The sequence below is a fragment of the Niallia sp. 01092 genome (assembly GCF_052318935.1).
Classification (GTDB): domain Bacteria; phylum Bacillota; class Bacilli; order Bacillales; family Cytobacillaceae; genus Niallia.
Genome location: NZ_JBQRKO010000022.1, coordinates 51633 through 74380 on the forward strand (window position 1 = coordinate 51633; position 22748 = coordinate 74380).

Consider the following 22748-nt stretch of genomic DNA (forward strand, 5'->3'; position numbering starts at 1 on the left):
TATGAGCAAAAGAGACTTGTTATTAGAAATTGGTCTAGAAGAAATGCCGGCACGATTTGTAACAAGCAGTACGAATGCATTAAAAGATAAAGTCGAAGCATGGTTAAATGAAAAACAATTAGCATACACTGGTGTTCAAGCTTTTTCTACACCTAGAAGATTAGCTGTGCTTGTAAGCGAGTTGGATGAAGCACAAAAGGATGTAGAAGAAGAAGCAAAAGGACCAGCAAAAAAAATTGCCCTTAATGAACAAGGGGAATGGTCAAAAGCTGCTGTTGGTTTTACAAGAGGCCAACAAATGACAGTTGAAGATATATTCTTTAAAGAAATAAATGGCATTGAATATGCACATGTCAAAAAATTCATTAAAGGGCAAGCGACAAATGAATTATTGGCAGAATTAAAAGATATCATTTTAAGCTTAACTTTCCCGAAAAATATGCGTTGGGCAAATAATGATCTTCGTTATATACGTCCAATCAAATGGATAGTTGCTTTATTTGGAAAAGAAGTCATCCCTTTTACTATTACGAATGTTACTACAAGCAACACATCTTTAGGTCATCGTTTTCTTGGAGAAGAAATTACATTCGAACGTCCTAGTGATTATGAAGAAGTATTATTAGGTCAATTTGTGATGGCAAATGCTGCAGAACGTAAAAAAGCAATTGTATCGCAAATTAAAAAATTAGAAGAAGAAAATAACTGGGTTATTCCAATAGATGAAGATTTATTAGAGGAAGTAACAAATTTAGTTGAATATCCAACAGCATTATTTGGGAAATTTGAAGAGTCTTTTTTAGAGCTGCCTAATGAAGTCCTTATTACAAGTATGAAAGAACACCAACGATATTTTCCAGTGAAATCAAAACAAGGAACACTACTTCCGTTTTTTGTTACCGTAAGAAATGGTGACCACCAACACTTAGAAAAAGTGGCAAAAGGGAATGAAAAAGTGTTGCGAGCACGACTTGCCGATGCAGCATTTTTCTACAAAGAAGATCAAAAATTACAGATTGAGACATTATTAGAAAAATTGCAGTCCATTGTTTACCATGAAGAAATTGGTACATTAGCTGAAAAAGTGAACAGGGTTCGTACATTAACCAATAAAATGGCAGACATGCTGCAGCTAAACGAACTAGAAAAACAGAATGCAGCAAGAGCAGCACAAATTGCTAAGTTTGACCTTGTTACCAATATGGTATACGAATTTCCTGAATTGCAAGGTTTAATGGGAGAAAAGTATGCTCTTCAAAAAGGAGAAAAAGCAGAGGTTGCCAAAGCGATCTACGAACATTATATGCCGCGTCATGCAGAGGATGACACTGCACCTAGCAATGAAGGGGCCGTCCTTTCCATTGCAGAAAAATTAGATACGATTGTTGCGTTCTTCAGTATAGGATTGATCCCAACCGGTTCTCAAGATCCATATGCGCTAAGAAGACAAGCAACAGGTATTGTACAAACATTAAAGAATAAAAATTGGGCTCTGTCTCTAGAAGAGCTGATTAACATTTGCATAAGCAATTGTACTAATACATTTAAAGTATCCAAAGAGGAAGTGTATCAACAAATTATCAGCTTCTTTAAACTTCGCATTAAACATATTCTGCAAGAAGAGGGCATTCGTTATGATTTAATTGAAGCTGTTCTTGGGAATGATGTTGGCAATATTGCCAGTTTAATAAGAAAAGCACATGTGTTAGAAGCTCATAAAGAAGAAGAAGGCTTTAAAGAAGGAATGGAAGCATTAAGCCGCGTGATCAATATTTCCAGTAAAGCAGCTACAGCTGGTGAGGTAGAACAAAGCTTATTTGAAAATGACTATGAAATCTCCTTATATAACAGCTTTTTATCTGTAAAAGAGAAATTAGAGAATACAAATAACGAAGAAGAATATTTCCAATTGCTTTTCTCCTTAAAAGAAAGTATTTCAAACTATTTTGATCATACGATGGTAATGGCAGAAGAGGAAAAAGTGAAAGAAAACCGTTTAAAACAAATGGTGAAATTAGCTGAATTAATTAAGTTATTTGCAAATGTAAATGAAGTTATTGTTAAATAGAAGCATAAGAGGATTCTAAAATAAGAAAAGATTCACTTGAACAAAGCTTTCACTAAAAAAAATTTAGTGAAAGCTTTCCAATTATACAAAGTTTCATTTCCATATAGTTTGCGAGTGAAAACTCTTGTTAAGGTGGTGAATTAAAAATAGAATTAAACAAAAGGCAAGCGCGGATTTTGGAGATTGTGAAAGAAAATGGCCCGATAACTGGGGAACAAATTGCAGATAAACTGCATTTAACCCGAGCAACTTTACGTCCAGACCTTGCTATATTAACAATGTCTGGTTTTTTAGATGCCAGACCTCGTGTTGGCTATTTTTATATTGGACAACCATCTGTGCAATCATTGACTGAAAATATCCAAAAGTTATTTGTAAAAGATTTTCATTCTAGACCTGTTGTCGTGCATGATAATACATCGGTTTATGATGCAATTGTTACGATGTTTACCGAAGATGTTGGAACTGTTTTTGTTGTAGATAATCATTCTATATTAGTAGGCGTTGTTTCACGGAAGGATTTTTTACGAGCGAGTATTGGGAAACAAGAATTAACCTCTCTACCAGTTACGATTATGATGACAAGAATGCCGAATATTACGTATTGTTCTTTAGATGATTTATTAGTGGAAGTTGGCAAGAAATTAATCGAAAGAGAAATAGATGCACTTCCCGTTGTAAAGGAGACGGATAAGGGGCTAGTTGTAATAGGACGAGTGACAAAAACGAATATTACGAAAGCTTTAGTTGCTCTTGCAGATAAAGAATGGTAATAAGAGGATGTTCATACACTAATAAGAGGGGGAAGTAGTAAATGGAAGAAAAACAAATCATTTATGTTGTGTCTGACTCTGTAGGAGAAACTGCAGAACTTGTAACGAAAGCGGCAATCAGTCAATTTTCTGGTCGTAATGTAAATGTACTGATAAAAAGATTTCCGTTCGTTGAGGATAGATCAAATATACATGAAGTCGTTCTTCAAGCTAAGATAGAACACGGAATGATTGCATATACACTAGTAAAGCCCGAAATGAGAAAATATATGAGTGAATTGGCAAGAGAAGTAGGTGTATATGCTTGTGATATTATTGGTCCAATGATTGATCAGTTTCAAATGCTCTGGGGAAAAACGCCTTTATTTGAACCAGGACTTGTTCGAAAATTAGATGAAGATTATTTTAAAAAAGTTGAGGCAATTGAATTTGCCGTTAAATATGATGATGGCAGGGATCCAAGAGGGTTAGAGAAAGCAGATATTATTTTAATTGGTGTATCAAGAACTTCTAAAACACCGCTTTCTCAATTTCTTGCACATAAAAGAGTAAAGGTTGCAAATGTTCCGATTGTCCCTGAAGTAGATCCTCCAAAAGAGCTATTTCAACAGCCCGCAAACAAATGTTTTGGATTAAAAATCAGTCCACAAAAATTGAATAATATTCGAAAAGAACGCTTAATTTCTTTAGGATTAAGTGATAGTGCAAGTTATGCACGCATTGAGAGGATTCAAGAGGAAATTGAATATTTTGATCGAATTGTTAGTAAAATTGGGTGTCCTGTTATTGATGTAACAAATAAAGCAGTAGAAGAAACAGCTAATATTATTTTTAATCTCTATTATCGAACAAAACATCCTTCTTAATTTAATCATAAGATAAAAAATAGGCTTTGTCTATTTGATGACAAAGTCTTCCTATATGTAGTAGAAGATCTTTGGACTTATACTTATTTTAATAGGCTGTTTTCGTATAAATTGTTGCTTTTAAACGCGCAGCCTGAATACACTTCGTCCGTTTAGCGAGCGTCGAGCCTCCTCGTCGCATACGCTCCTGTGGGGTCTCGTCTTTCTCGCATTCCCACAGGAGTCTACGTGTATTCAGGCTGCTGAGTACTTCTTCTTCCATTTTTTTTCGTAAAAAACAACAAACTTTGAGAAAACAGCGCTTATAATAATATCAGAATTTTATTTGTCTCAAGTTATATAACTGTCTAGTTCCAACGCTTAGCCCCTGTGAAAAATAACCTCTAGTCTCTAAAAGTAAAAAATACTTTTTTGAGCTAAGAGAACATTTTTTCTTTGGGGTTCAGCAAGGCGCCTGCGCTTTTAAATTTAGTTTGCTTCTAAAAAAAACAATGGAAATTCCTTTGTTTCTGTACTATAATAAAAAATTGTGATAAAAAAGTATTATATTTTAGGTTTAGAGTTGACTGTTAACGAATAAACTATTTATTGTTAGAAGTCAAGAATAAAGGATAAATAATTTTCGACAATATTTCTTTCAATGAAAACCTTTTTAGAAGAAGGAATATGTGGAGTGATGTAGAATAAGTAGTACAATAGGGAATCAAACCATCTATATTGACGCTGATTCTTGTCCAGTTAAGCAGGAAATTGTCGAAATTGCTAAAAGCTATTGTGTAGAAACACTTTTCGTCGCTTCTTATGCTCATATGAAAAAAGAGCAGGAGAACATGAATTGGAAATATGTTGATAATAGCAAAGAAGCAGTTGATTTATTTATTATGAATAAAGTAAAAAAACAGGATATTGTCATCACGCAAGATATAGGCTTAGCCTCTACTCTTTTGTTAAAAGAAGTGTATGTTCTTTCTCCCAGGGGAATTGTAATAGAAGAGAAGGATATCCATACAGCGTTACATATGCGCTATTTATCTGCAAAAGCAAGAAGAAGAGGTGTATATGGAAAGGGGCCAAAACCTTTTATTGATGACGACCGTCAAAGATTTAGGAAAAATTTAATGAGGATTTTGTCGAAAATTGAAGGAGTTTAACAATTAATGTCGAATACCTCACTTAGGCAAGTTAGTAGGGGAGATGTCTTAAATGGCTGGGCTTATTCCTGAAGAAAAAATTAATCAAATAAAACAAGCAGTTGACATTGTGGATGTTATTGGCGAACATGTTCAATTAACAAAACAAGGTCGTAATTTTTTAGGATTATGTCCGTTTCACGGAGAAAAAACGCCATCATTTTCCGTTTCTCCTGAAAAGCAAATTTTTCACTGTTTTGGCTGCAATGCAGGTGGCAATGTATTTTCTTTTTTAATGGATTTAGAAGGATTTTCCTTTCAAGAAGTTGCTGCAAAGTTAGCAAAAAGGGCGAATATTGAGATTGGTTCGGAATGGACCGATACAGAAAAGAAAAAAAGCATTCCTAATGATTTACAGCAAATGCTTGACGCTCATGATTTGTTAACAAAATTTTATCATCATTTATTAGTAAATACAAAGGATGGTCAACATGCTTTAGAATATTTACTAAATAGAGGCTTTACTCTTCCTGTTATTGAAAAATTTCAAATAGGATATGCTATGGAAACATGGGATTTGGCAGTAAAGTTTTTAGGAAAAAGAAAATATGATGTTCCATTGATGGAAAAAGCAGGACTAATTATTAAAAGTGAAAAGGAAAATAAGTATTTTGACCGTTTTAGGGATCGAATTATCTTTCCAATTACGGATCGTAATGGTCATACAATTGCTTTTTCAGGGCGTACACTAGGGGAGTCCCATCCCAAATATTTGAACAGCCCTGAAACTCCAATTTTTAATAAAAGTAGTACACTTTATAATTTTCATATGGCGAGGCCAAACATTCGGAAGTTACAACATGCCGTTCTTTTTGAAGGGTTTGCCGATTGTATCGCGGCTTTTAGGTCAGGGATAGAAAATGGTATTGCAACTATGGGTACGTCTTTAACAAACGAGCATATTGGTATTCTAAAAAGAAATGCTCAAACCGTAACCATTTGTTATGATTCAGATTCTGCTGGAATTGAAGCGGCAAATCGAGCAGGAGAGCTTTTAATAAAAGCAAACTGCACCGTTAAAGTGGCTTTATTACCAGATGGAATGGATCCAGATGATGTTGTCAGCAAATTTGGCGAAGAAAAATTGCAACATGAAATCCTTCATAGCAGTATTCCTTTTATGAGTTTTAAATTACTTTATTATCGTAGAGGGAAAAATCTTCAAAATGAAGGAGATAAGCTAACGTATATAGAAGAAGTAATAGGAGAAGTTGCTAAGCTTGAGAAAGCAGTTGAAAAAGACTTCTATATAAGACAGCTAGCTTCTGAATTTTCTATCTCTTTAGAAGCGCTTCTGCAGCAAGAGAAACAAGTTGCAGAATCAATAAAAAGAAATGATTCAAATAAAAGCATTACTACACCAGTTAAGCAATATAGTGTAAGAAAACAAGTGAAAAATTTATTACCCGCATTTCATACAGCAGAAAGAAGGCTGCTTGCGCATATGCTTAAAAGTGAAGATACCGCTTTTAAAGTGCAGGATAATTTGCAAGGGAAAACCTTTAATATTGATGAACATCAGGCGATTTTTACGTACCTGTTAGCTTATTATGAAAAGGGGCAAAGCTCTGATACAAGTTCATTTATTAATTTCGTTGATGATCATGAACTAAAGCGGATGGTAGTAGATATTGAAATGATGGATATTAACGATGAAATAAGTGATCAAGAATTATTGGACTACTTGAAACAACTATTAAATTATGAAAAGCTGCAAGTGATAAAAGAAAAAAAGGCATTACAAAAAGACGCCGAAAGGCAACAGGACTTTGGTAGGGCAGCGCAAATTGGCATGGAAGTTCTGGAGTTAGAAAAAGCGCTGAAATAATAAAAATGGATTTGTCTTGATTTTTTGGAAGGAGGGGGACATATGGCTGAAAAGTCAGCCCGTTCAAAAGAGGTTGAAACGGAATTGACCCTTGATCAGGTAAAGGAACAAATAACAGAAGTAGGTAAAAAAACAGGTGTTTTAGCATATGATGATATTGCTGAAAAATTATCCAGTTTTGAATTAGACTCCCATCAAATGGATGAGTTTTATGAGTTTTTAGGAGACCAAGGTGTAGAACTTATTGGGGATACAGAAGACGAAGCTCCTAATGTTCAAGAACTAGCTAAAGGGGAGGAAGAATTCGATTTAAATGATTTAAGTGTTCCTCCTGGCGTTAAAATAAATGATCCAGTTAGAATGTATTTAAAAGAAATTGGCAGAGTGGATTTATTATCTGCTGAAGAAGAAATTAATTTAGCTAAACGAATTGAAGAAGGCGATGAAGAAGCAAAACGACGTCTCGCAGAAGCAAACTTACGTTTAGTTGTAAGTATTGCAAAAAGATATGTTGGACGTGGAATGATGTTCCTTGATCTTATTCAAGAAGGAAATATGGGCTTAATTAAAGCAGTAGAAAAATTTGATTATATTAAAGGATATAAGTTTAGTACGTATGCTACTTGGTGGATTCGTCAAGCTATTACAAGAGCAATAGCAGATCAGGCAAGAACGATTCGTATACCCGTTCACATGGTTGAAACGATAAATAAATTAATTCGTGTGCAGCGACAACTTCTTCAAGATTTAGGACGTGAACCAACTCCTGAAGAAATTGGCGAGGATATGGACTTAACTCCTGATAAAGTAAGAGAAATTCTTAAAATTGCTCAAGAGCCAGTGTCATTAGAAACACCAATTGGGGAAGAAGATGATTCGCATTTAGGCGACTTCATTGAAGACCAAGATGCAACCTCACCATCAGAGCATGCAGCATATGAGCTGTTAAAAGAACAATTAGAGGATGTTCTCGATACTTTAACAGATCGTGAAGAAAACGTGTTAAGATTACGCTTCGGTCTTGATGACGGTCGTACACGTACTTTGGAAGAAGTAGGTAAAGTGTTTGGTGTAACACGTGAGCGCATTCGTCAAATTGAAGCAAAAGCATTAAGAAAGCTAAGACATCCAAGCAGAAGCAAACGATTAAAAGATTTCTTAGAGTAAGAAAATTGTTCGCAACGTGAAAGAACGGATTGTAAAGAAATAGTTTACTTCTTACATTGGAAGTAGCTATTTCTTTTTTTTGAAAAGGGGCGGAACTGCGCCGTTTTATATAGAAATACACGAACGATGGTGCTTTGTATGTTGTTGCTTATTCCTATGAGAAAAAGAGTAGCTCCGTTCACACCACCTTTATTAGGTTAAAAACTGCCTTTTCCTTGTTAGATGAAGGAGACGAGGTATGAGTCTCCTTATATGTTTTTGTTATACATAAGGATGTGAAAAAAATGGATGAAAATAGAAAAAAAGTAATTGTTAAAGAAATCATCTATTGGAAGAAAAGTCGTATGCTTCCAGAGCATTATTGTGATTATTTGTTATCACTATATACGGAAGGAAACCAACCAGTAGAAGAAACAACGAAAAAAACATCGGTTATGTCCAGTAGTCTTTTTTTATTGTTCATTCCTTTAACAGTAGTTTTATTATATTTTACTGAATTGTCTTTCATTTTGCAAATAGCTATTTCCCTAATTTTTCTAACTTTTTGTATCATTAGTATGTATTTTTATAAAAATAAAAACAGCTCCGTTCATATTCCAGCTGCGGTGGCAGCATTAATTGTTTTAATTACAAGTACGTACGTTGTTTTATATTTTTTTTCAAATAATTTATTATTTTTATCTATTGTCTTAAGTATAAATTGTGTTTGTTGGTTTATTGTTGGAAAAAGATATAAGTTATTATATTTTACAATTTCTTCGGTTGTAGGATTCGTGTTATTATGTTGGTTATTCTTAATGAAAATAGTATAAAAAGAATCACATGGTTTTTTGCATCCTGATTCAACAAAAATTATACTAGTAGTTGATAAGGCAGATATAAATATAAAAAAGATAAAATGAAATGTGGGGGTAAAATGAATACAGATAAATTATCGCAACGATTAGAAGCGGTGGCAAAATATATACCAGTTGGATCTAAATTTGCAGATATTGGTTCAGATCATGCTTACTTACCTTGTTATATGCTGAAAAAAGAGAAAGCTTCCTTCGCAATAGCAGGTGAAGTTGTAGAAGGACCATTTCAATCTGCTTGTAAACAAGTAAGACAAGAAGGGTTAGCATCCGTTATAGCTGTAAGAAAAGGAAATGGATTAGAAGTAATTAACCTGGGAGAAGTCGATTGTATTACAATTGCAGGAATGGGTGGTTCACTTATTGCTACCATTCTTGAACAAGGCAAGCACAAGCTTTCTACTGTAAAAAGATTAGTGCTTCAGCCAAATATTCATGCATTTTCTATTCGCCTATGGCTGCTTGAAAATGGCTGGAAATTAATAGAGGAAGAAATTATTGAAGAAGATGGAAAGATTTATGAAATATTAGTAGCAGAACAAGGAATAGCAAAAGATCCGTATACAGCTAATATAGATACTGAATTATTATTAGGTCCTATTCTTATGAAAGAGAAAAATAAAGCTTTTCAAAAAAAATGGTTAGCTGAGCGAAAAAACTGGGAGAGAATTATGGCACAGCTTTCATCCGCACCTGATTCAAAGGAAAATCAAACAAAAAAGCAGGAATTAGAATCAAAAATAAATATGGTGAAGGAGGTATTGGCAGATGAAACAAATAAACGGATATGAGATCATTTCTTTATTTGAACAATATTCTCCAAAAGCATATGCGATGGAAGGGGATAAAATCGGCCTGCAAGTGGGGGACCTTAGCCGGCCGGTAAAAAATGTCATGGTTGCATTAGATGTGTTGGATGAAGTAGTGGAAGAAGCGATTGCTAAAAAGGTAGATTTAATTATTGCGCATCATCCACCAATATTTCGTCCTTTATCGAAAATTACAAGTGATAATCCATCTGGACAATTAATGCAAAAATTAATTAAACACGATATATCCGTTTATGCAGCCCACACAAACTTAGATGTAGCAAAAGGTGGGGTAAATGATTTATTAAGTGAGACGTTGGGATTAAAAAATGCCGAAGTGCTTGTACCAACGTATGAAGATAAATTAAAAAAATTAGTGGTTTATGTGCCGGGGGAAAGTGCTGATGAAGTCAAAGCTGCTTTAGGTAATGCTGGAGCTGGTGCGATTGGAAACTATACACATTGCCTGTTTGCAACAGAGGGAAAAGGTCAATTTAAACCAGGCGAAGAAACAAATCCATATATCGGAGAAGCTAATCAATTAGAAGTAGTAGACGAAATAAAAATAGAAACTGTTTTTCCTGCATCATTAGAAAAAAAAATAATAAAAGCAATGCTAAAGGCACATCCATACGAAGAGGTTGCGTATGATATATATGAACTCCAACTTAAAGGAGCACAATTAGGATTAGGTAGAATTGGAAAGGTAGAAGAAATGACACTTTCTGAGTTTGCCAATCATGTTAAAAAAGCGTTAGAAGTAGATGCTGTTCGAGTAGTAGGAGATTTACAGGCAAAAATAAAAAAAGTTGCCGTTTTAGGTGGAGATGGAAATAAATATTATTCCCATGCTCTTTTTAAAGGCGCAGATGTGTATATAACAGGTGATATGTATTATCATGTTGCACATGATGCAAAAGCACTGGGATTAAATATAATCGATCCAGGACATAATGTTGAAAAAGTAATGAAAAAAGGCGTTGCACATGTATTAACCACGATGTGTAGTCAAAAAGGTTATGATGTCCATATTTTCCCGTCTGAAATTCATACTGATCCATTTCAGTTTGTGTAATATAGAAAAGCGGAGGCGCCTTGAACAGCCCCGAAGAAAAATGTTCATTTGACTCGAAAAGTGCTTTTTACTTTTAGAGGCAAAGGGTTATTTTTCACAGGGGCTAGGCGCAGGAGCTAGATAGTAATCAAACTTGAAACCTATAAATTCTGATACGCGTAAAAAAGCAAAAAGCACCTTGAAAGGGTGCTTTTTGATCTTCTTTTTACCTTTTAACTTTAGGCAGGATTTTATGCAATGGAACTTTTTTCTCTCGATTCCATGTGCTTTCATCTGCAGGATCATATTGTTCAAGAAAGTTTATTACTTCTTTTGTAATTGGTGTAGGGGTGGAAGCGCCAGCTGTAACTGCCACTACATTAGCATCTTTAATCCAATCAAGCTCTAGTTCAGAAATATCGGCAATACGATATGCTGTAGTATGCGCAATTTCTTCTGAAACTTGTGCTAATCGATTAGAGTTGTTGCTTTTGGGATCTCCTACTACAATTAAGACATCTGCAGAACCCGCTTGTTCTGCAACTGCTTCTTGACGAACTTGTGTTGCCAAACAAATTTCTTTATGAAATTCTGCATGAGGAAACTTAGTTTTAATAGCTTCCATTAAATCCGCGACATCCCATTGACTCATGGTCGTTTGATTGGTGACAAGGATTTTTGTTTGGTTAATTTCTAATTTTTCTACATCATCAATTGTCTCCACTAACGAAACAGCATGTGGAGCAACTCCAACCGCACCCTCTGGTTCTGGATGTCCTTTCTTTCCAATATATATAATAAAATAGCCTTCTTTTTCTTTTTCTTTTATTAAATCATGGGTTTTTGTGACATCAGGGCATGTTGCATCTAATGTGACAAGACCTTTTTGTTTGGCGATTTCCCTTATTTCAGGAGAAACACCATGTGCAGTAAATATGACAGTCCCTTTTTCTACTTTTTCCAATATTTCTTTTCGGTTTTGTCCATCTAATGTGATAATACCATCTTCTTCAAAGGCATCAGTTACATGTTTATTATGAACAATCATGCCTAGAATATAAATTGGTCGTGGTAATGTTTTATCTAAAGCCGCATTTCGGGCAATAACCATTGCATCAACTACCCCATAACAATAACCCCTTGGGGCAATTTTAATTACTTTCATTTTTATTCCTCCCGCCACGCACTTCTTCTCTTTATTATTCATTGGTCAGCTAAAAAATAATCTGACTATATGAATGTAAATCATGCAATATTTCTATTATATATAACTTATGTACAGATGACAAAGAATTAAAAAATAGTAAAAGCTTCAGGTTATCAATTAATGCTTTTGATCAGACTGAAGCTTTATCAAAATTAAAGAAAGTAAAAAAATTTGAACTTAGACGAGTGTCTAGCTCCAGCACCCTATCGACATCAACACTTCCCTCACCTCGTCTACGATAAGTCAACATCGAATCGCTTCGCTCTTCGTGTTTCCTTTATCTCACTCGATTCAGTCCAGCTTTTTCCGTCGATGAGCAAGGGTACTTCCACTTTTCTTATTATATATACATTTTTGGTACAGAAGGACCTTTTGTTCTTTCTGGAGCATCTGTTGTTTCCCATTCTTCAATTCCTGTATCGTCAACAGATATATGTTTGGAAGTAGTTTTTTTAGGAGTTTTTTCTTTTTTAGTAGGTGTATCTTTTGCATTGGAAGTATCTTCATTAGAGAAATCAGCATTTTTTAATCCTCTATATAATTTCCACATCGCAGGAATGTTGCGAACCATTGGACCGTATTGGTTTATCATTGGACCTATTTGACTCGCAGTATTCAGAAACTTTTGTGAGTTAGCAAGAAATCCATTAATGGAAGCTGGATTTGTGATTGCTTTTAGAATCCCACCGCCAGAACTAGCACTTCTTGCACCAGCATTTGCGACATTTCCTGCAGCATTTGCTGCTGCACCTCTATTGTTTCTGCCAAGTAATTTAGAAAGAATGCCTCCACCACCATTTCTGGTTGGAGCTCCTCCTCTGCCCATCATCGGATTTCGGAAATTAGGGGGGACTTGCTGCATCATTCTCCCTCCCATCATGCCTCTTTGGTAAGGAATGCGTGGTCTTGGTGGCATTTTTTTGCCTCCTTTCACATTTGCTACTGTATAGCGTATGCAGAAGCAAGATTTTTGTTTAGGAATTATGCGGAAGAAAGTAAAATCAAAAAGCTAATTTCATAAAAGGAAGACATACTAAAAATCAGCTATAACGTTTAAACTAATAAATATATAAGTGGTCTTTTGTGCAAATCTTTATTATAATAACATGATGAACAAGTAAGCGAATAAATGAATAAACAGGATGATTCAGGCTTTATCTTAACCCTCTTGATTTGTCTGACAATAGTTCTGTTTGGATATCTATCATTTGCATTACTATGAAGGAGTTATAAAAATGAGTGAAACAAAATTTAATCAATACAATTTAAAACCGTTTATTATAAAAGCTGTTGAAGAATTAGGTTTTTATGAACCAACAGAAATACAAGCGAAAGTAATGCCGTTAATATTAAAAGGCGAAAGTGCGATTGGGCAATCCCAAACAGGTACGGGAAAAACCCATTCTTATTTATTGCCTATCTTGCAAAAAATTGTCCCGGAAAAACAAGAAGTACAAGCTGTTATTACAGCACCAACAAGAGAACTAGCAGCGCAAATCCATCAAGAAATTGTAAAAATAACAAAACATGCTGATGCTATTACGTCCCGATTATTTATAGGGGGAACAGATAAGCAAAGAACCATCGAAAAATTAAAAGCACAGCCGCATATTGTTGTTGGAACACCAGGAAGAATAAACGACTTAGTACAAGAACAAGCATTAATGGTATTTACTGCATCAACTTTAATTGTGGATGAAGCGGATCTCATGTTAGATATGGGCTTTATTGAGGATGTGGATCAAATTGCAGCAAGAATGCCAAAAGATTTAAATATGTTTGTTTTTTCTGCAACCATTCCAGAAAAATTGAAGCCGTTTTTAAAAAAATATTTAGAGAATCCAACTTTTATTCATATTGAGCCAAAACAGCTGACAGCAGCTAAAATTGACCATGTACTTATCCCATCAAGACATCGGGATAAAGTAACAACAGTTTATGAAGCACTGAAAAGTTTTAATCCTTATTTGGCGATTGTTTTCACAAATACAAAACAGATGTGTGAAGAAGTGGCAATGGGCCTTGCTAACAAAGGGTTAAAGGTAGCAAGACTGCATGGCGGTTTAAGTCCTAGAGAAAGAAAAAAAGTAATGAAACAAATATTGGACTTAGAATTTCAATACATTATCGCAACCGATCTTGCAGCAAGAGGAATTGATATTAAAGGAATTAGTCATGTTATTAATTATGAACTTCCTTCTGATTTAGATTTTTATGTTCACCGAGTAGGAAGAACCGCTCGTGCAGGCTATTCAGGCATTGCTTTAACCATTTATGAAACATCAGATGAAGATGCGTTAAATCAGCTTGAAAAAAAGGGTATTGAATTTAAAAACATGGATTTAAAAAATGGAGAATGGATCTCTATTGAAGATAGAAATCGTCGTAAAAAACGTCAAAAACAAGCGGATGAAGTAGATGCAAAAGCAAAATCGTTAGTTAAAAAACCGAAAAAAGTAAAACCAGGCTATAAAAAGAAAATGCAGCGTGAAGTAGAAAGTATTAAAAAGAGAGAAAGACGAATGAAAAGTAAAAGAAAATAAAGCTGCATCATAGAAGAGGAGAGATTAGGTTGTTAAAAATTGGTTCACATGTTTCCATGAGCGGCAAAAAAATGCTTTTAGCGGCAAGTGAAGAGGCTGTTTCATATGGTGCCAATACGTTTATGATTTATACAGGTGCACCGCAAAATACAAGAAGAAAAAAAATCGAAGAATTAAATATTGAAGCAGGTCATCTTCATATGGAGGAAAATGGGATTGCTGAGATAGTTGTTCATGCTCCATATATCATCAATATTGCGAATACAACCAATCCAGCGACCTTTGAACTTGGTGTCAATTTCTTGCGTTCTGAGATTGAACGAACAGAAAGTTTAGGAGCGAAACAAATTGTGTTGCATCCAGGGGCTCATGTTGGAGCTGGAACGGAAGTCGGCATAAAAAAAATTATCGAAGGATTAAATGAAGTTTTAACCGGAAAAGAAAATCTTCAAATAGCATTAGAAACGATGGCTGGAAAAGGATCAGAATGTGGAAAAACATTTGAAGAACTAGCAATGATTATGGATGGTGTAACGTATAATGAAAAACTATCCGTATGTTTTGATACATGTCATACACATGATGCAGGTTATCCTATTGTCGAAGATTTTGACGGTGTATTAAATGAATTTGATCGTGTTATTGGGATAGAAAAGCTAAAGGTTCTACACATTAATGACAGTAAAAACGCTCAAGGTATGAGAAAGGACCGTCACGAAAATATCGGATACGGCCATATTGGTTTTGCTGCATTAAATCATATTGTTCATCACCCGCAGCTAATGGATGTTGTAAAAATCTTAGAAACACCATATGTTGGAGAAGATAAAAAAAATAAAAAAGCACCATATAAGCATGAAATTGACATGTTCAAAAAACAAACATTTAATAGCAATTTATTAGACGAAATATTAATGGGATAAATAGTTTAATCAGTTTGGAACATTCGTAAAATAAGGACCTTCAGATTCAGAAGGTCCTTATTTTGGTTAAATGGAATAAGTAAACTACCGAAAACAAAAAGGTTTGTTAGAACAGAAGGCACAAAAATCAACATGTATTTTGGTTATCTATATGTTCAACAGGCGAAAATTCAGTTATTTTGCAAAAAGAGTAAACAGTTGATTCACTTCTTTAGCTGTTGTGGGACTGGTAATTTTGGAAATTTCTCTTATAAGGTCCGCTCTTTCCGCTGGATTAAAGATATTGATTTTTTTTCCATTTAAATATTTTGCTAACTTTACCGCTTCATCGTCCGAAATAGCAACTTTAAATTGTTTACTATACTTTAATAACTCAGTTGAAGTTATGTTGCTTATTTTATGGTTGATAATATTTTCAAAAATTTTCATTTCATCACTCCCCACTCTAACATATGAACAAAATGGGTGAATTGTGCTAACTTTTTTGAAAAGAAGTGCAACTTGCTTTCTATAAACTCTTCTTGTATACTATTTTAGATAAATCGTAACCATTACTAAATTTTAAAAATACTGGCAAGGAGCATCCGTAAAGCTAAATATAGAAAAAATTGGAGATGGGAGAATTGAATGTACAGCAAGCTTTAGAAATTTTAAAAGAAAAAGGGTACAAACATACTGGAAAAAGAGAAGAAATGCTGGAATTATTTGCACATAGCAACAAATATATAACAGCCAAAGAAGTGCTGGATCGATTAAAACATGATTATCCTGGTTTAAGTTTTGACACTATTTACCGCAATTTATCCTTATTTGCTCAATTGAATATTTTTGAAATGACAGAGTTAAATGGAGAAAAACACTTCCGATTTACATGCCCTCATCAACAGCATCACCATCATTTTATTTGTTTAGAATGCGGAAAAACAAAAGAAATCATCACATGCCCAATGGAAGAATTAACAGATAATTTAAAAGGATATGATGTTTCTGGACATAAATTCGAAATTTATGGAAGATGTCCTGATTGTATTCAGTAAAAAAGAAAAGCGGAAGCGCCTTGCTGAACCAAGCGCTTTCGCTTTTCTTATTACTTCGATATTAAGGAAGATTTAGCCCAATTGTTAACCCATTTATACGCATCACTCCAATTAGCGACTCTTATTACTCCGTCTGGAATAGGGTCTCTATTATATGGCGTATCAAATAAAATCACAGGAATGCCGCATTCTTCATGAATCATAACAGCATTATCGTGTTTATCTTCAAAGAATATATCGACTTCGTAATTTTTTGCTGCCGCAATTTTATGATGGGAACCAATTAAGTCGATATGATCAAAGGAAAGTCCATTTTCAGAAAACCATTTTTTTGTCACTTCCATAAGATGCGTACTTCTTGCACTAATAAAGTATAATTCAAACTCTTGCGCCCATTTTATTAATACTTCATTAGCGCCTTCAGCAAGTGGGGAAGCTGCATAAATACGTGATTCATTATCAATAAACCATTGGTTAAATTCTTCTTTTGACACACTTACAAGTGGGTATAAATCATATTCTTTAATATTCTCTAACGTAATATTTAACTGAAAACTTTCATTTAAATATGGTACAAATGTGGAAGGGCAAGTAACAGTACCATCAATATCAATTCCAAATCGTAATTTCTTCATCTTGTACTCCTTTGTTAATGGTAGCTTATTTGTAAACGGTATGATCATTCAAACATTATTATAGGAACTATGTATCCTATTTATAAGCTTAACAAAATAACATCCATATCGAAAGGTTTTCGTTTATAACAATGGCTGTTTTCGTATAGATTGTTGCTTTTAAACGCGCAGCCTGAATACACTTCGTCCGTTTAGCGAGCGTCGAGCCTCCTCGTCGCATACGCTCCTGTGGGGTCTCGTCTTTCACTCATTCCCACAGGAGTCTACGTGTATTCAGGCTGCTAAGAAACACTTTTCAAATGTTTTTTTATGTAAAAAACAACAAACTTTGAGAAAACAGCTATAACAATTTATTGTTTACTTGTTTGTCTGTAAATCCCCACTGTTTACGTGAAAGTCGTTTACTACTAGTAATGTGGTTATATACAGGACCAAGAAAAAATGTTAATACAGTAAAACATTAACATTAATAAAAAAAGGGAAATCGGTGATGATAATAAATGCTCCTATTAATGAAAGCGAGGGATTCATCATGGCAAATAATCTAGGCAATGAAGGATACGATCTTCGAGATAGAGAGCAAGAAGATATTAAAAGAGAAGATTATTTAGAAGAAACTTCAGCTGAATTTGCAGGCCCTATTACTTACGATAATGATCGCCGGAAGGAAAGAGTAGATGGTGGGAGAGGGATAGGCATAACTGCGTTAATCTTATCCATCATCTCTTTATTTGTATGGCCGATTATATTAGGAGCAGTAAGTATAGTATTAGGGTTTGTTGCTAGAAGAAGAGGAGCAGCAACCCTTGGCACTTGGGCTATTTCGCTAGGGGCAATCGCTGTAATTATTGGAATTTTTATTGCTCCGTTCTTTTAGATAATGAAAAAACCGTCTAAAGGCTTAAGCTTTTAGACGGTTTTTCTTAATAGGAAATAAGGTATAGATTTTCTGAAGATAGACGAGTGTCTAGCTTCAACGCCTAGCTCCTGTAAAAGATAACCTCTTGTCTCTAAAAAGTAAAGGGCACTTTTTGAGCCAAGAGAACATTTTTCTTCGGGGCGGAACAAGACGCTTCCGCTTTTCTAATCGTCTAGGAAATTATAAACGAAATGGGATTGTGGATAACTCGGCGGTTGTGTCCGCATCTAGCTCCAGCGCCTAGCTCTTGTGAAAAATAACCCCATGCCTCTAAAAGTAAAAAGCACTTTTAGAGGCATGTGAACATTTTTCTTCAGAGCTGTTCAAGGCGCTTGCGCTTTTGTTCTTTATTGATTTATTTTTTCCGCTTCTTCTTCTGCCGCTTTTTTTGCAAAATATTCTTCGGCAATGATATCTATTTCTTTTTTCAATTCTTCTACCATTGTTTCTTCTGGAACTTTTCGAACAATTTTTCCTTTGCGGAATAATAATCCTTCACCACGAGCACCTGCGATTCCAATATCTGCTTCTCTTGCTTCACCTGGACCGTTAACAGCACAACCAAGTACGGCAACTTTAATTGGAGCTTTTATTGTCGAGATATATTCTTCCACTTCATTTGCAATGGAAATTAAATCAATTTCAATTCTGCCACAAGTTGGGCATGAAATAAGGGTAGCTGCATTGGACGACAATCCAAATGATTTTAGCAATTCACGTGCTACTTTTACTTCCTCTACAGGGTCCGCGCTTAAAGAAATACGAAGAGTGTTTCCAATTCCTTTACTTAGAATGGCTCCCAATCCAGCAGCACTTTTCACCGTACCGGCAAATAGCGTTCCAGATTCTGTAATCCCAAGATGTAATGGATAATCAAATGCTTTTGCTGCTTTTTCATATGCTTCTATAGCTAAATTCACATCAGAAGCTTTCATAGATACGATAATATTATGGAAGTCTAAATCCTCCAAAATTTTAATATGATGAAGTGCACTTTCAACCATTCCGTCCGCTGTTGGATACCCATATTTTTCAAGAATTCTTTTTTCAAGTGAACCAGCATTAACACCAATTCGAATAGGAATTCCTTTTTCTTTAGCAGCTGTTACAACAGCTTCCACTTTTTCTCTTTTGCCAATATTACCAGGGTTAATTCTGATTTTATCGGCACCGCCTTCAATTGCTTTAAGAGCTAGGCGATAATCAAAATGAATATCGACAACAAGGGGAATATTAATTTGTTTTTTTATGTCCGCAATTGCATTTGCTGCACGTTCATCTGGACACGCAACACGAACAATTTGACAGCCTGCTTCTTCTAAACGTTTTATTTCTGCAACAGTAGCTTCAACATCATGTGTTTTAGTTGTTGTCATACTTTGAATAACAAGTTCATTATTTCCCCCAATTGTTAAATTGCCAACTTTAATTGGACGGGTTTTAGTACGATGTATTATTTCACTCAATGGTGATTCGCTCCTTTAAACATTGGACACGCCAAATATATAGTAGTCAAACTACTTTCTTATTGTAACAATGAATCATAAAGATTGACAAGGAACTTGCTGATTTTTACAGTCTGTTTTATTTTACATAATCCTATTTGGAAAAAATGTGCGTTAGGAAATAGGAACAGACATTTTTCTTCGGGGCTGAGCAAGGCGCCTGCACTTTTGTTCAAAGATAAGAAAGTATAAAATTTCGAACTAGTTTAGTGTCTAGCTTCGGCGCCTAGCCCCTGTGAAAGATAACCTCTTGCCTCTAAAAGTAAAAAACACTTTTTGAGTCAAGAGAACATTTTTCTTCGGGGCTGAGCAAGGCGCCTGCGCTTTTCTTATGGAACTTGTTGATAATCAGGGAAATGATAGATTTTGCCGACCTGAATATCTTCAGGTGATAAATTATCATTTAATTTTTTAAAATCGGCTATTAGTTGGTCAATGCTGACGGGCAAATTTTTATGCAATTCCCTTTCCACAATCAGAAGGACGGTATCACCGGTTTTTACTTTTTGCTGAAATGCTGGAATGGATTGGTTTGGAGCACCAGCTACTTCTATTACAGGCTCTTGGGGAGAGGTAAGAGTACCATGGTTTAAATCAAAATAAATAACATAAATGGTTATAAGGACAAGAAAGATGGTAAAGAGCCTTTTCATAGTATGCCTCCTATGTAATTGATTAGAAATAGGGTGATTTGTTACATGCATATGCTTGTCCAATTGTTCTTATACCTGATTATTTACTAATTCAAACTTCGCACCTTCGAATTCGTTTGCAAATCTTGATAAGACTTGGTTTAGAACAATAAAAAGTAAGGCTTGTTTTTTATTGTTGAGGTTGCTTTCCACTACGGGTTGCTTCGCTTTCCGCGGGGTGGGAGCTGAGCCTCCTCGGCTTTGCCTTGCGGGGTCTCAGCCTTCCCACATTTCCCGCAGGAGTCTTCGCACCCTCCGTTACAAGCAACTTGTTTTAAAATAAGTTCTTGTTTTCGAATTTTATTACAAGGTATTATTGCTAAACAATAGTAGCGTTGATTTTTTTCATGTTATCATTCAACGTTGTTCTACCAAAATGTGCCGCTTGAGTCTATTTCTATAAGGTGGGTGTTTTCACCAGTTCAGCGACAGCAACTAATTGATAAAACGGCTTGATTGAAGTGGAAGGTGCGAGACTCCTGTGGGATTAGCGGGTTAGATGAGACCCCGCAGGCGCAAGCGCCGAGGAGGCTCATCGCACGCCCCACGGAAAGCGAGCATCCTGAAACGGAAAGCAAGCCCCTATTTGTAAGGAATAATGTTTGCAAAAAAAACACCCTAAAAGACTATACAATCACTCTTTTCTAATTGCTCTAAACCAAGTTATGGCAATACATGAAGAGGAATTTATAACTGCGAAGTTTGAGTTACTAATTATTCAAAAAATCAAAGGTGAAGCATATAGGAAAAAAGGGATAGGGAAAAAGATGTAGTTTTATGAAAAATTAACCTTTCCTTTACAAAGGCTTAATATATTTTTGCCAAAATATAAACGTAGAGAAAGGATGACTTTAATGAGAATAAAAAAATTTATATCCATTGAATTTACCATTCAGAAAAGACTGTTGTTGCTTATGATGACACTTCTAATAGCAACGGTTTCAACAGTTTCATATGTTGCTGTAAAAAAATCAAAAGAAATGGCGATTGAGCTGATGCATCAACGACTGGAACAAGAAGTAAAAACAACTTATGTGATGGCACAAAATATGATGCTTACATATATAGGAAATGAAGACAAATTTCAAAAGAAAATGAACCAAGTAGTTCGTGATCAAGATGCAAATTTTTTAAAAGATAATATAGATGCACAATTTTATTTAGTTACTGATCAAGTAGATCCGCTTTTTCAAGTCAATAAGACGACAACATTAAAAATATCTGCTAATACGATACAGGAAATAAAACAAAAAGAATTTGGTGTACTCCAAAAAACGATAGGGCAGCAGCGATATTCCATTGCTTTTCAAAAGATTCAAGAATTAAAAGGCATTTATGTTATTGCTGTTCCTCAAGAAGATTTCTTACAAAAGGTGCAGGACATACAAAATTTAATTATTATGGTATCTATTATAAGTATTTTCGTTACATTGATTATTATTGTTTATTTTGTAAGAAGTATTGTAAAGCCATTAAATGTATTAAGAAACCAGATGAAGGAAGTAAGGGAAGGCAATTTATTTATTCATCCAACCATAAAAACATCTGTTCCTGAAATAAAATCATTAGTGCGCAGCTATACGACTATGATTGACAGAATGAAAATGGTTTTAACGGAAATGAAATCGACAAGTAATCATTTAAGCAACACAGGTAATGTGTTACAAGAACAGTCTGGATTTATTATGGAAAGAAATTCGACCCTATCAGAAATTATTACGGTTGTAAAAAAAGGGGCAGATGAAACAGCAGGCAGTTCAGAAACAGCCATACAAATATTTCAGGAAATGAAACATACGATTGAACAAATTGATTTGAGTATGAATGAAATGAATCATAAAACAGAGGCGATGAATGGAGCAGCACAAAAAGGGGAGCAAAATATGAAGAGTTTATTTCACTCATTGGATTCCTTACAGGCTGAATTTATACATATTACAAATACGATTTTAAACGTAAAAAAACATTCCCAATCCATTGGGGCAATCGTAGACTTGATTCGCGGTTTAGCGGAACAAACTAAATTATTAGCATTAAATGCTTCAATAGAAGCTGCTAGAGCAGGTGAAAATGGCCGTGGATTTGCTGTTGTTGCAAAGGAAGTAAGAAATTTAGCGATGTTATCATCAGATGCTACAGAGGAGATACAAGCATTTACGGCAGAGATGGATTTGATTGCTGAAAATGCGTCAAAGGATATAGAAAAAATTCAAAAAGAATTTACAAGCTGTGAGAATATTTCCGAAAAAAGCAGTCAGTCGATAGATCATTTATTACAAGGAATAACAACCGTAAATAATGGGATTGTAGATAATCAGGAGAAGCTGCTGGAACTGCAATCACTTCTACCTAAAATGGAGAATTCCTCGCTGCATTTAACCTCCATTAGCCAACAAACTTTAGCAAGCTCTGATGAAATGACAACAATTGCTGAACTTCAGCAGGAAGAAGTTAAAACGTATGCGGACGTCAGCATAAAATTAGCGCAGCTTGTGGAATCATTGGAAAACTGCGCAAATCAATTCCAGTTAAATACATAAAAAAGAGGGCAGATTATCGTTTAATTGTAACGATGGACCGCCCTTTTTTTGGAAGGCTGTTTTCTCAAAGTTTGTTGTTTTTTACGTAAAAAAATGGGAGAAGATGTACTCAGCAGACTGAATACACGTAGACTCCTG

At 34.9% G+C, this 22748-nt stretch carries 20 protein-coding genes; 14 read left to right on the plus strand and 6 right to left on the minus strand.

What is annotated here, in order from left to right; genetic code table 11:
* The first annotated feature begins 1 nt into the window (after position 1).
* The 9 genes from glyS (at position 2) to ACTXGU_RS18215 (ending at position 10630) form a co-directional block, all read left to right on the plus strand.
* A complete protein-coding gene (gene glyS / locus ACTXGU_RS18175; protein WP_443482949.1) occupies positions 2 to 2068 on the plus strand; it encodes a glycine--tRNA ligase subunit beta in 2067 nt (688 codons plus the stop codon).
* Positions 2069 to 2214: 146 nt separating this feature from the next.
* Positions 2215 to 2841, plus strand: coding sequence for a helix-turn-helix transcriptional regulator (locus tag ACTXGU_RS18180; protein WP_443482968.1), 627 nt, complete (start codon positions 2215 to 2217; stop codon positions 2839 to 2841).
* A 41-nt stretch (positions 2842 to 2882) separates the two neighbouring features.
* Positions 2883 to 3707, plus strand: a complete 825-nt coding sequence (locus ACTXGU_RS18185) for a pyruvate, water dikinase regulatory protein (RefSeq protein WP_443482950.1) — start codon at positions 2883 to 2885, stop codon at positions 3705 to 3707.
* 716 nt (positions 3708 to 4423) lie between these two features.
* On the plus strand, positions 4424 to 4858 hold the full coding sequence (locus ACTXGU_RS18190; RefSeq protein WP_443482969.1) for a YaiI/YqxD family protein: 435 nt from the start codon (positions 4424 to 4426) through the stop codon (positions 4856 to 4858).
* A gap of 52 nt (positions 4859 to 4910) precedes the next feature.
* Entirely contained in the window at positions 4911 to 6725 is a 1815-nt protein-coding gene (gene dnaG, locus ACTXGU_RS18195) for a DNA primase (protein ID WP_443482951.1), read from the plus strand.
* Positions 6726 to 6767: 42 nt separating this feature from the next.
* Positions 6768 to 7892, plus strand: coding sequence for an RNA polymerase sigma factor RpoD (gene rpoD / locus ACTXGU_RS18200; protein WP_443482952.1), 1125 nt, complete (start codon positions 6768 to 6770; stop codon positions 7890 to 7892).
* A gap of 284 nt (positions 7893 to 8176) precedes the next feature.
* Positions 8177 to 8704 carry a hypothetical protein gene (locus ACTXGU_RS18205; protein ID WP_443482953.1) on the plus strand — a complete coding sequence of 176 codons (528 nt, stop codon included), beginning with the start codon at positions 8177 to 8179 and terminating at the stop codon, positions 8702 to 8704.
* Positions 8705 to 8808: 104 nt separating this feature from the next.
* A complete protein-coding gene (locus ACTXGU_RS18210) occupies positions 8809 to 9537 on the plus strand; it encodes a tRNA (adenine(22)-N(1))-methyltransferase (RefSeq protein ID WP_443482954.1) in 729 nt (242 codons plus the stop codon).
* Entirely contained in the window at positions 9515 to 10630 is a 1116-nt protein-coding gene (locus ACTXGU_RS18215) for a Nif3-like dinuclear metal center hexameric protein (RefSeq protein ID WP_443482955.1), read from the plus strand. Before ACTXGU_RS18210 ends, ACTXGU_RS18215 begins: the two co-directional genes overlap by 23 nt.
* A 205-nt stretch (positions 10631 to 10835) precedes the next feature.
* Here the strand turns inward: ACTXGU_RS18215 and ACTXGU_RS18220 are convergent, their stop codons facing one another.
* Both ACTXGU_RS18220 and vrrA read right to left on the minus strand, forming a co-directional pair.
* Complete coding sequence (locus ACTXGU_RS18220) at positions 10836 to 11774, minus strand: 4-hydroxy-3-methylbut-2-enyl diphosphate reductase (protein ID WP_443482956.1); 939 nt, start codon at positions 11772 to 11774, stop codon at positions 10836 to 10838.
* A 382-nt stretch (positions 11775 to 12156) separates the two neighbouring features.
* Positions 12157 to 12732 carry a VrrA/YqfQ family protein gene (gene vrrA, locus ACTXGU_RS18225; RefSeq protein WP_443482957.1) on the minus strand — a complete coding sequence of 192 codons (576 nt, stop codon included), beginning with the start codon at positions 12730 to 12732 and terminating at the stop codon, positions 12157 to 12159.
* A 319-nt stretch (positions 12733 to 13051) separates the two neighbouring features.
* Here vrrA and ACTXGU_RS18230 point away from each other — a divergent pair, with 319 nt between their 5' ends.
* Positions 13052 to 14359, plus strand: coding sequence for a DEAD/DEAH box helicase (locus ACTXGU_RS18230; protein ID WP_443482958.1), 1308 nt, complete (start codon positions 13052 to 13054; stop codon positions 14357 to 14359).
* A 29-nt stretch (positions 14360 to 14388) separates the two neighbouring features.
* Positions 14389 to 15282 (plus strand): deoxyribonuclease IV, encoded by an 894-nt coding sequence (locus ACTXGU_RS18235; RefSeq protein WP_443482959.1) that lies wholly within the window; start codon positions 14389 to 14391, stop codon positions 15280 to 15282.
* Positions 15283 to 15456: 174 nt separating this feature from the next.
* Here ACTXGU_RS18235 and ACTXGU_RS18240 read toward each other — a convergent pair whose 3' ends face one another.
* Entirely contained in the window at positions 15457 to 15711 is a 255-nt protein-coding gene (locus ACTXGU_RS18240; RefSeq protein WP_443482960.1) for a DUF2624 domain-containing protein, read from the minus strand.
* Positions 15712 to 15905: 194 nt separating this feature from the next.
* Between ACTXGU_RS18240 and ACTXGU_RS18245 the strand changes: the two genes are divergently transcribed.
* On the plus strand, positions 15906 to 16319 hold the full coding sequence (locus ACTXGU_RS18245; RefSeq protein WP_443482961.1) for a Fur family transcriptional regulator: 414 nt from the start codon (positions 15906 to 15908) through the stop codon (positions 16317 to 16319).
* A 50-nt stretch (positions 16320 to 16369) separates the two neighbouring features.
* Here ACTXGU_RS18245 and ACTXGU_RS18250 read toward each other — a convergent pair whose 3' ends face one another.
* Entirely contained in the window at positions 16370 to 16954 is a 585-nt protein-coding gene (locus ACTXGU_RS18250; RefSeq protein ID WP_443482962.1) for a 5' nucleotidase, NT5C type, read from the minus strand.
* A 532-nt stretch (positions 16955 to 17486) separates the two neighbouring features.
* On the opposite strand from ACTXGU_RS18250, the gene ACTXGU_RS18255 reads away from it, so the two are divergent.
* Complete coding sequence (locus ACTXGU_RS18255) at positions 17487 to 17831, plus strand: DUF4190 domain-containing protein (protein ID WP_443482963.1); 345 nt, start codon at positions 17487 to 17489, stop codon at positions 17829 to 17831.
* A gap of 389 nt (positions 17832 to 18220) precedes the next feature.
* On the opposite strand, the gene ispG is transcribed toward ACTXGU_RS18255, so the two are convergent.
* Both ispG and ACTXGU_RS18265 read right to left on the minus strand, forming a co-directional pair.
* On the minus strand, positions 18221 to 19330 hold the full coding sequence (gene ispG, locus ACTXGU_RS18260) for a flavodoxin-dependent (E)-4-hydroxy-3-methylbut-2-enyl-diphosphate synthase (protein WP_443482970.1): 1110 nt from the start codon (positions 19328 to 19330) through the stop codon (positions 18221 to 18223).
* Between the two features lie 377 nt (positions 19331 to 19707).
* Complete coding sequence (locus ACTXGU_RS18265) at positions 19708 to 20031, minus strand: hypothetical protein (protein WP_443482964.1); 324 nt, start codon at positions 20029 to 20031, stop codon at positions 19708 to 19710.
* 893 nt (positions 20032 to 20924) lie between these two features.
* On the opposite strand from ACTXGU_RS18265, the gene ACTXGU_RS18270 reads away from it, so the two are divergent.
* Positions 20925 to 22610: a methyl-accepting chemotaxis protein gene (locus ACTXGU_RS18270; protein ID WP_443482965.1), complete on the plus strand. Its 1686-nt coding sequence runs from the start codon at positions 20925 to 20927 to the stop codon at positions 22608 to 22610.
* Positions 22611 to 22748 lie beyond the last annotated feature (138 nt).

Coding starts and splice junctions, on each gene's coding strand:
- ACTXGU_RS18240 (WP_443482960.1), bottom strand. CDS start 15,711: ATGAAAATTTTTGAAAATATTATCAACCATAAAATAAGCAACATAACT.
- ACTXGU_RS18230 (WP_443482958.1), top strand. CDS start 13,052: ATGAGTGAAACAAAATTTAATCAATACAATTTAAAACCGTTTATTATA.
- dnaG (WP_443482951.1), top strand. CDS start 4,911: ATGGCTGGGCTTATTCCTGAAGAAAAAATTAATCAAATAAAACAAGCA.
- ACTXGU_RS18210 (WP_443482954.1), top strand. CDS start 8,809: ATGAATACAGATAAATTATCGCAACGATTAGAAGCGGTGGCAAAATAT.
- ACTXGU_RS18250 (WP_443482962.1), bottom strand. CDS start 16,954: ATGAAGAAATTACGATTTGGAATTGATATTGATGGTACTGTTACTTGC.
- ACTXGU_RS18265 (WP_443482964.1), bottom strand. CDS start 20,031: ATGAAAAGGCTCTTTACCATCTTTCTTGTCCTTATAACCATTTATGTT.
- ACTXGU_RS18205 (WP_443482953.1), top strand. CDS start 8,177: ATGGATGAAAATAGAAAAAAAGTAATTGTTAAAGAAATCATCTATTGG.
- rpoD (WP_443482952.1), top strand. CDS start 6,768: ATGGCTGAAAAGTCAGCCCGTTCAAAAGAGGTTGAAACGGAATTGACC.
- ACTXGU_RS18270 (WP_443482965.1), top strand. CDS start 20,925: ATGAGAATAAAAAAATTTATATCCATTGAATTTACCATTCAGAAAAGA.
- ACTXGU_RS18215 (WP_443482955.1), top strand. CDS start 9,515: ATGAAACAAATAAACGGATATGAGATCATTTCTTTATTTGAACAATAT.
- vrrA (WP_443482957.1), bottom strand. CDS start 12,732: ATGCCACCAAGACCACGCATTCCTTACCAAAGAGGCATGATGGGAGGG.
- glyS (WP_443482949.1), top strand. CDS start 2: ATGAGCAAAAGAGACTTGTTATTAGAAATTGGTCTAGAAGAAATGCCG.
- ACTXGU_RS18185 (WP_443482950.1), top strand. CDS start 2,883: ATGGAAGAAAAACAAATCATTTATGTTGTGTCTGACTCTGTAGGAGAA.
- ACTXGU_RS18220 (WP_443482956.1), bottom strand. CDS start 11,774: ATGAAAGTAATTAAAATTGCCCCAAGGGGTTATTGTTATGGGGTAGTT.
- ACTXGU_RS18255 (WP_443482963.1), top strand. CDS start 17,487: ATGGCAAATAATCTAGGCAATGAAGGATACGATCTTCGAGATAGAGAG.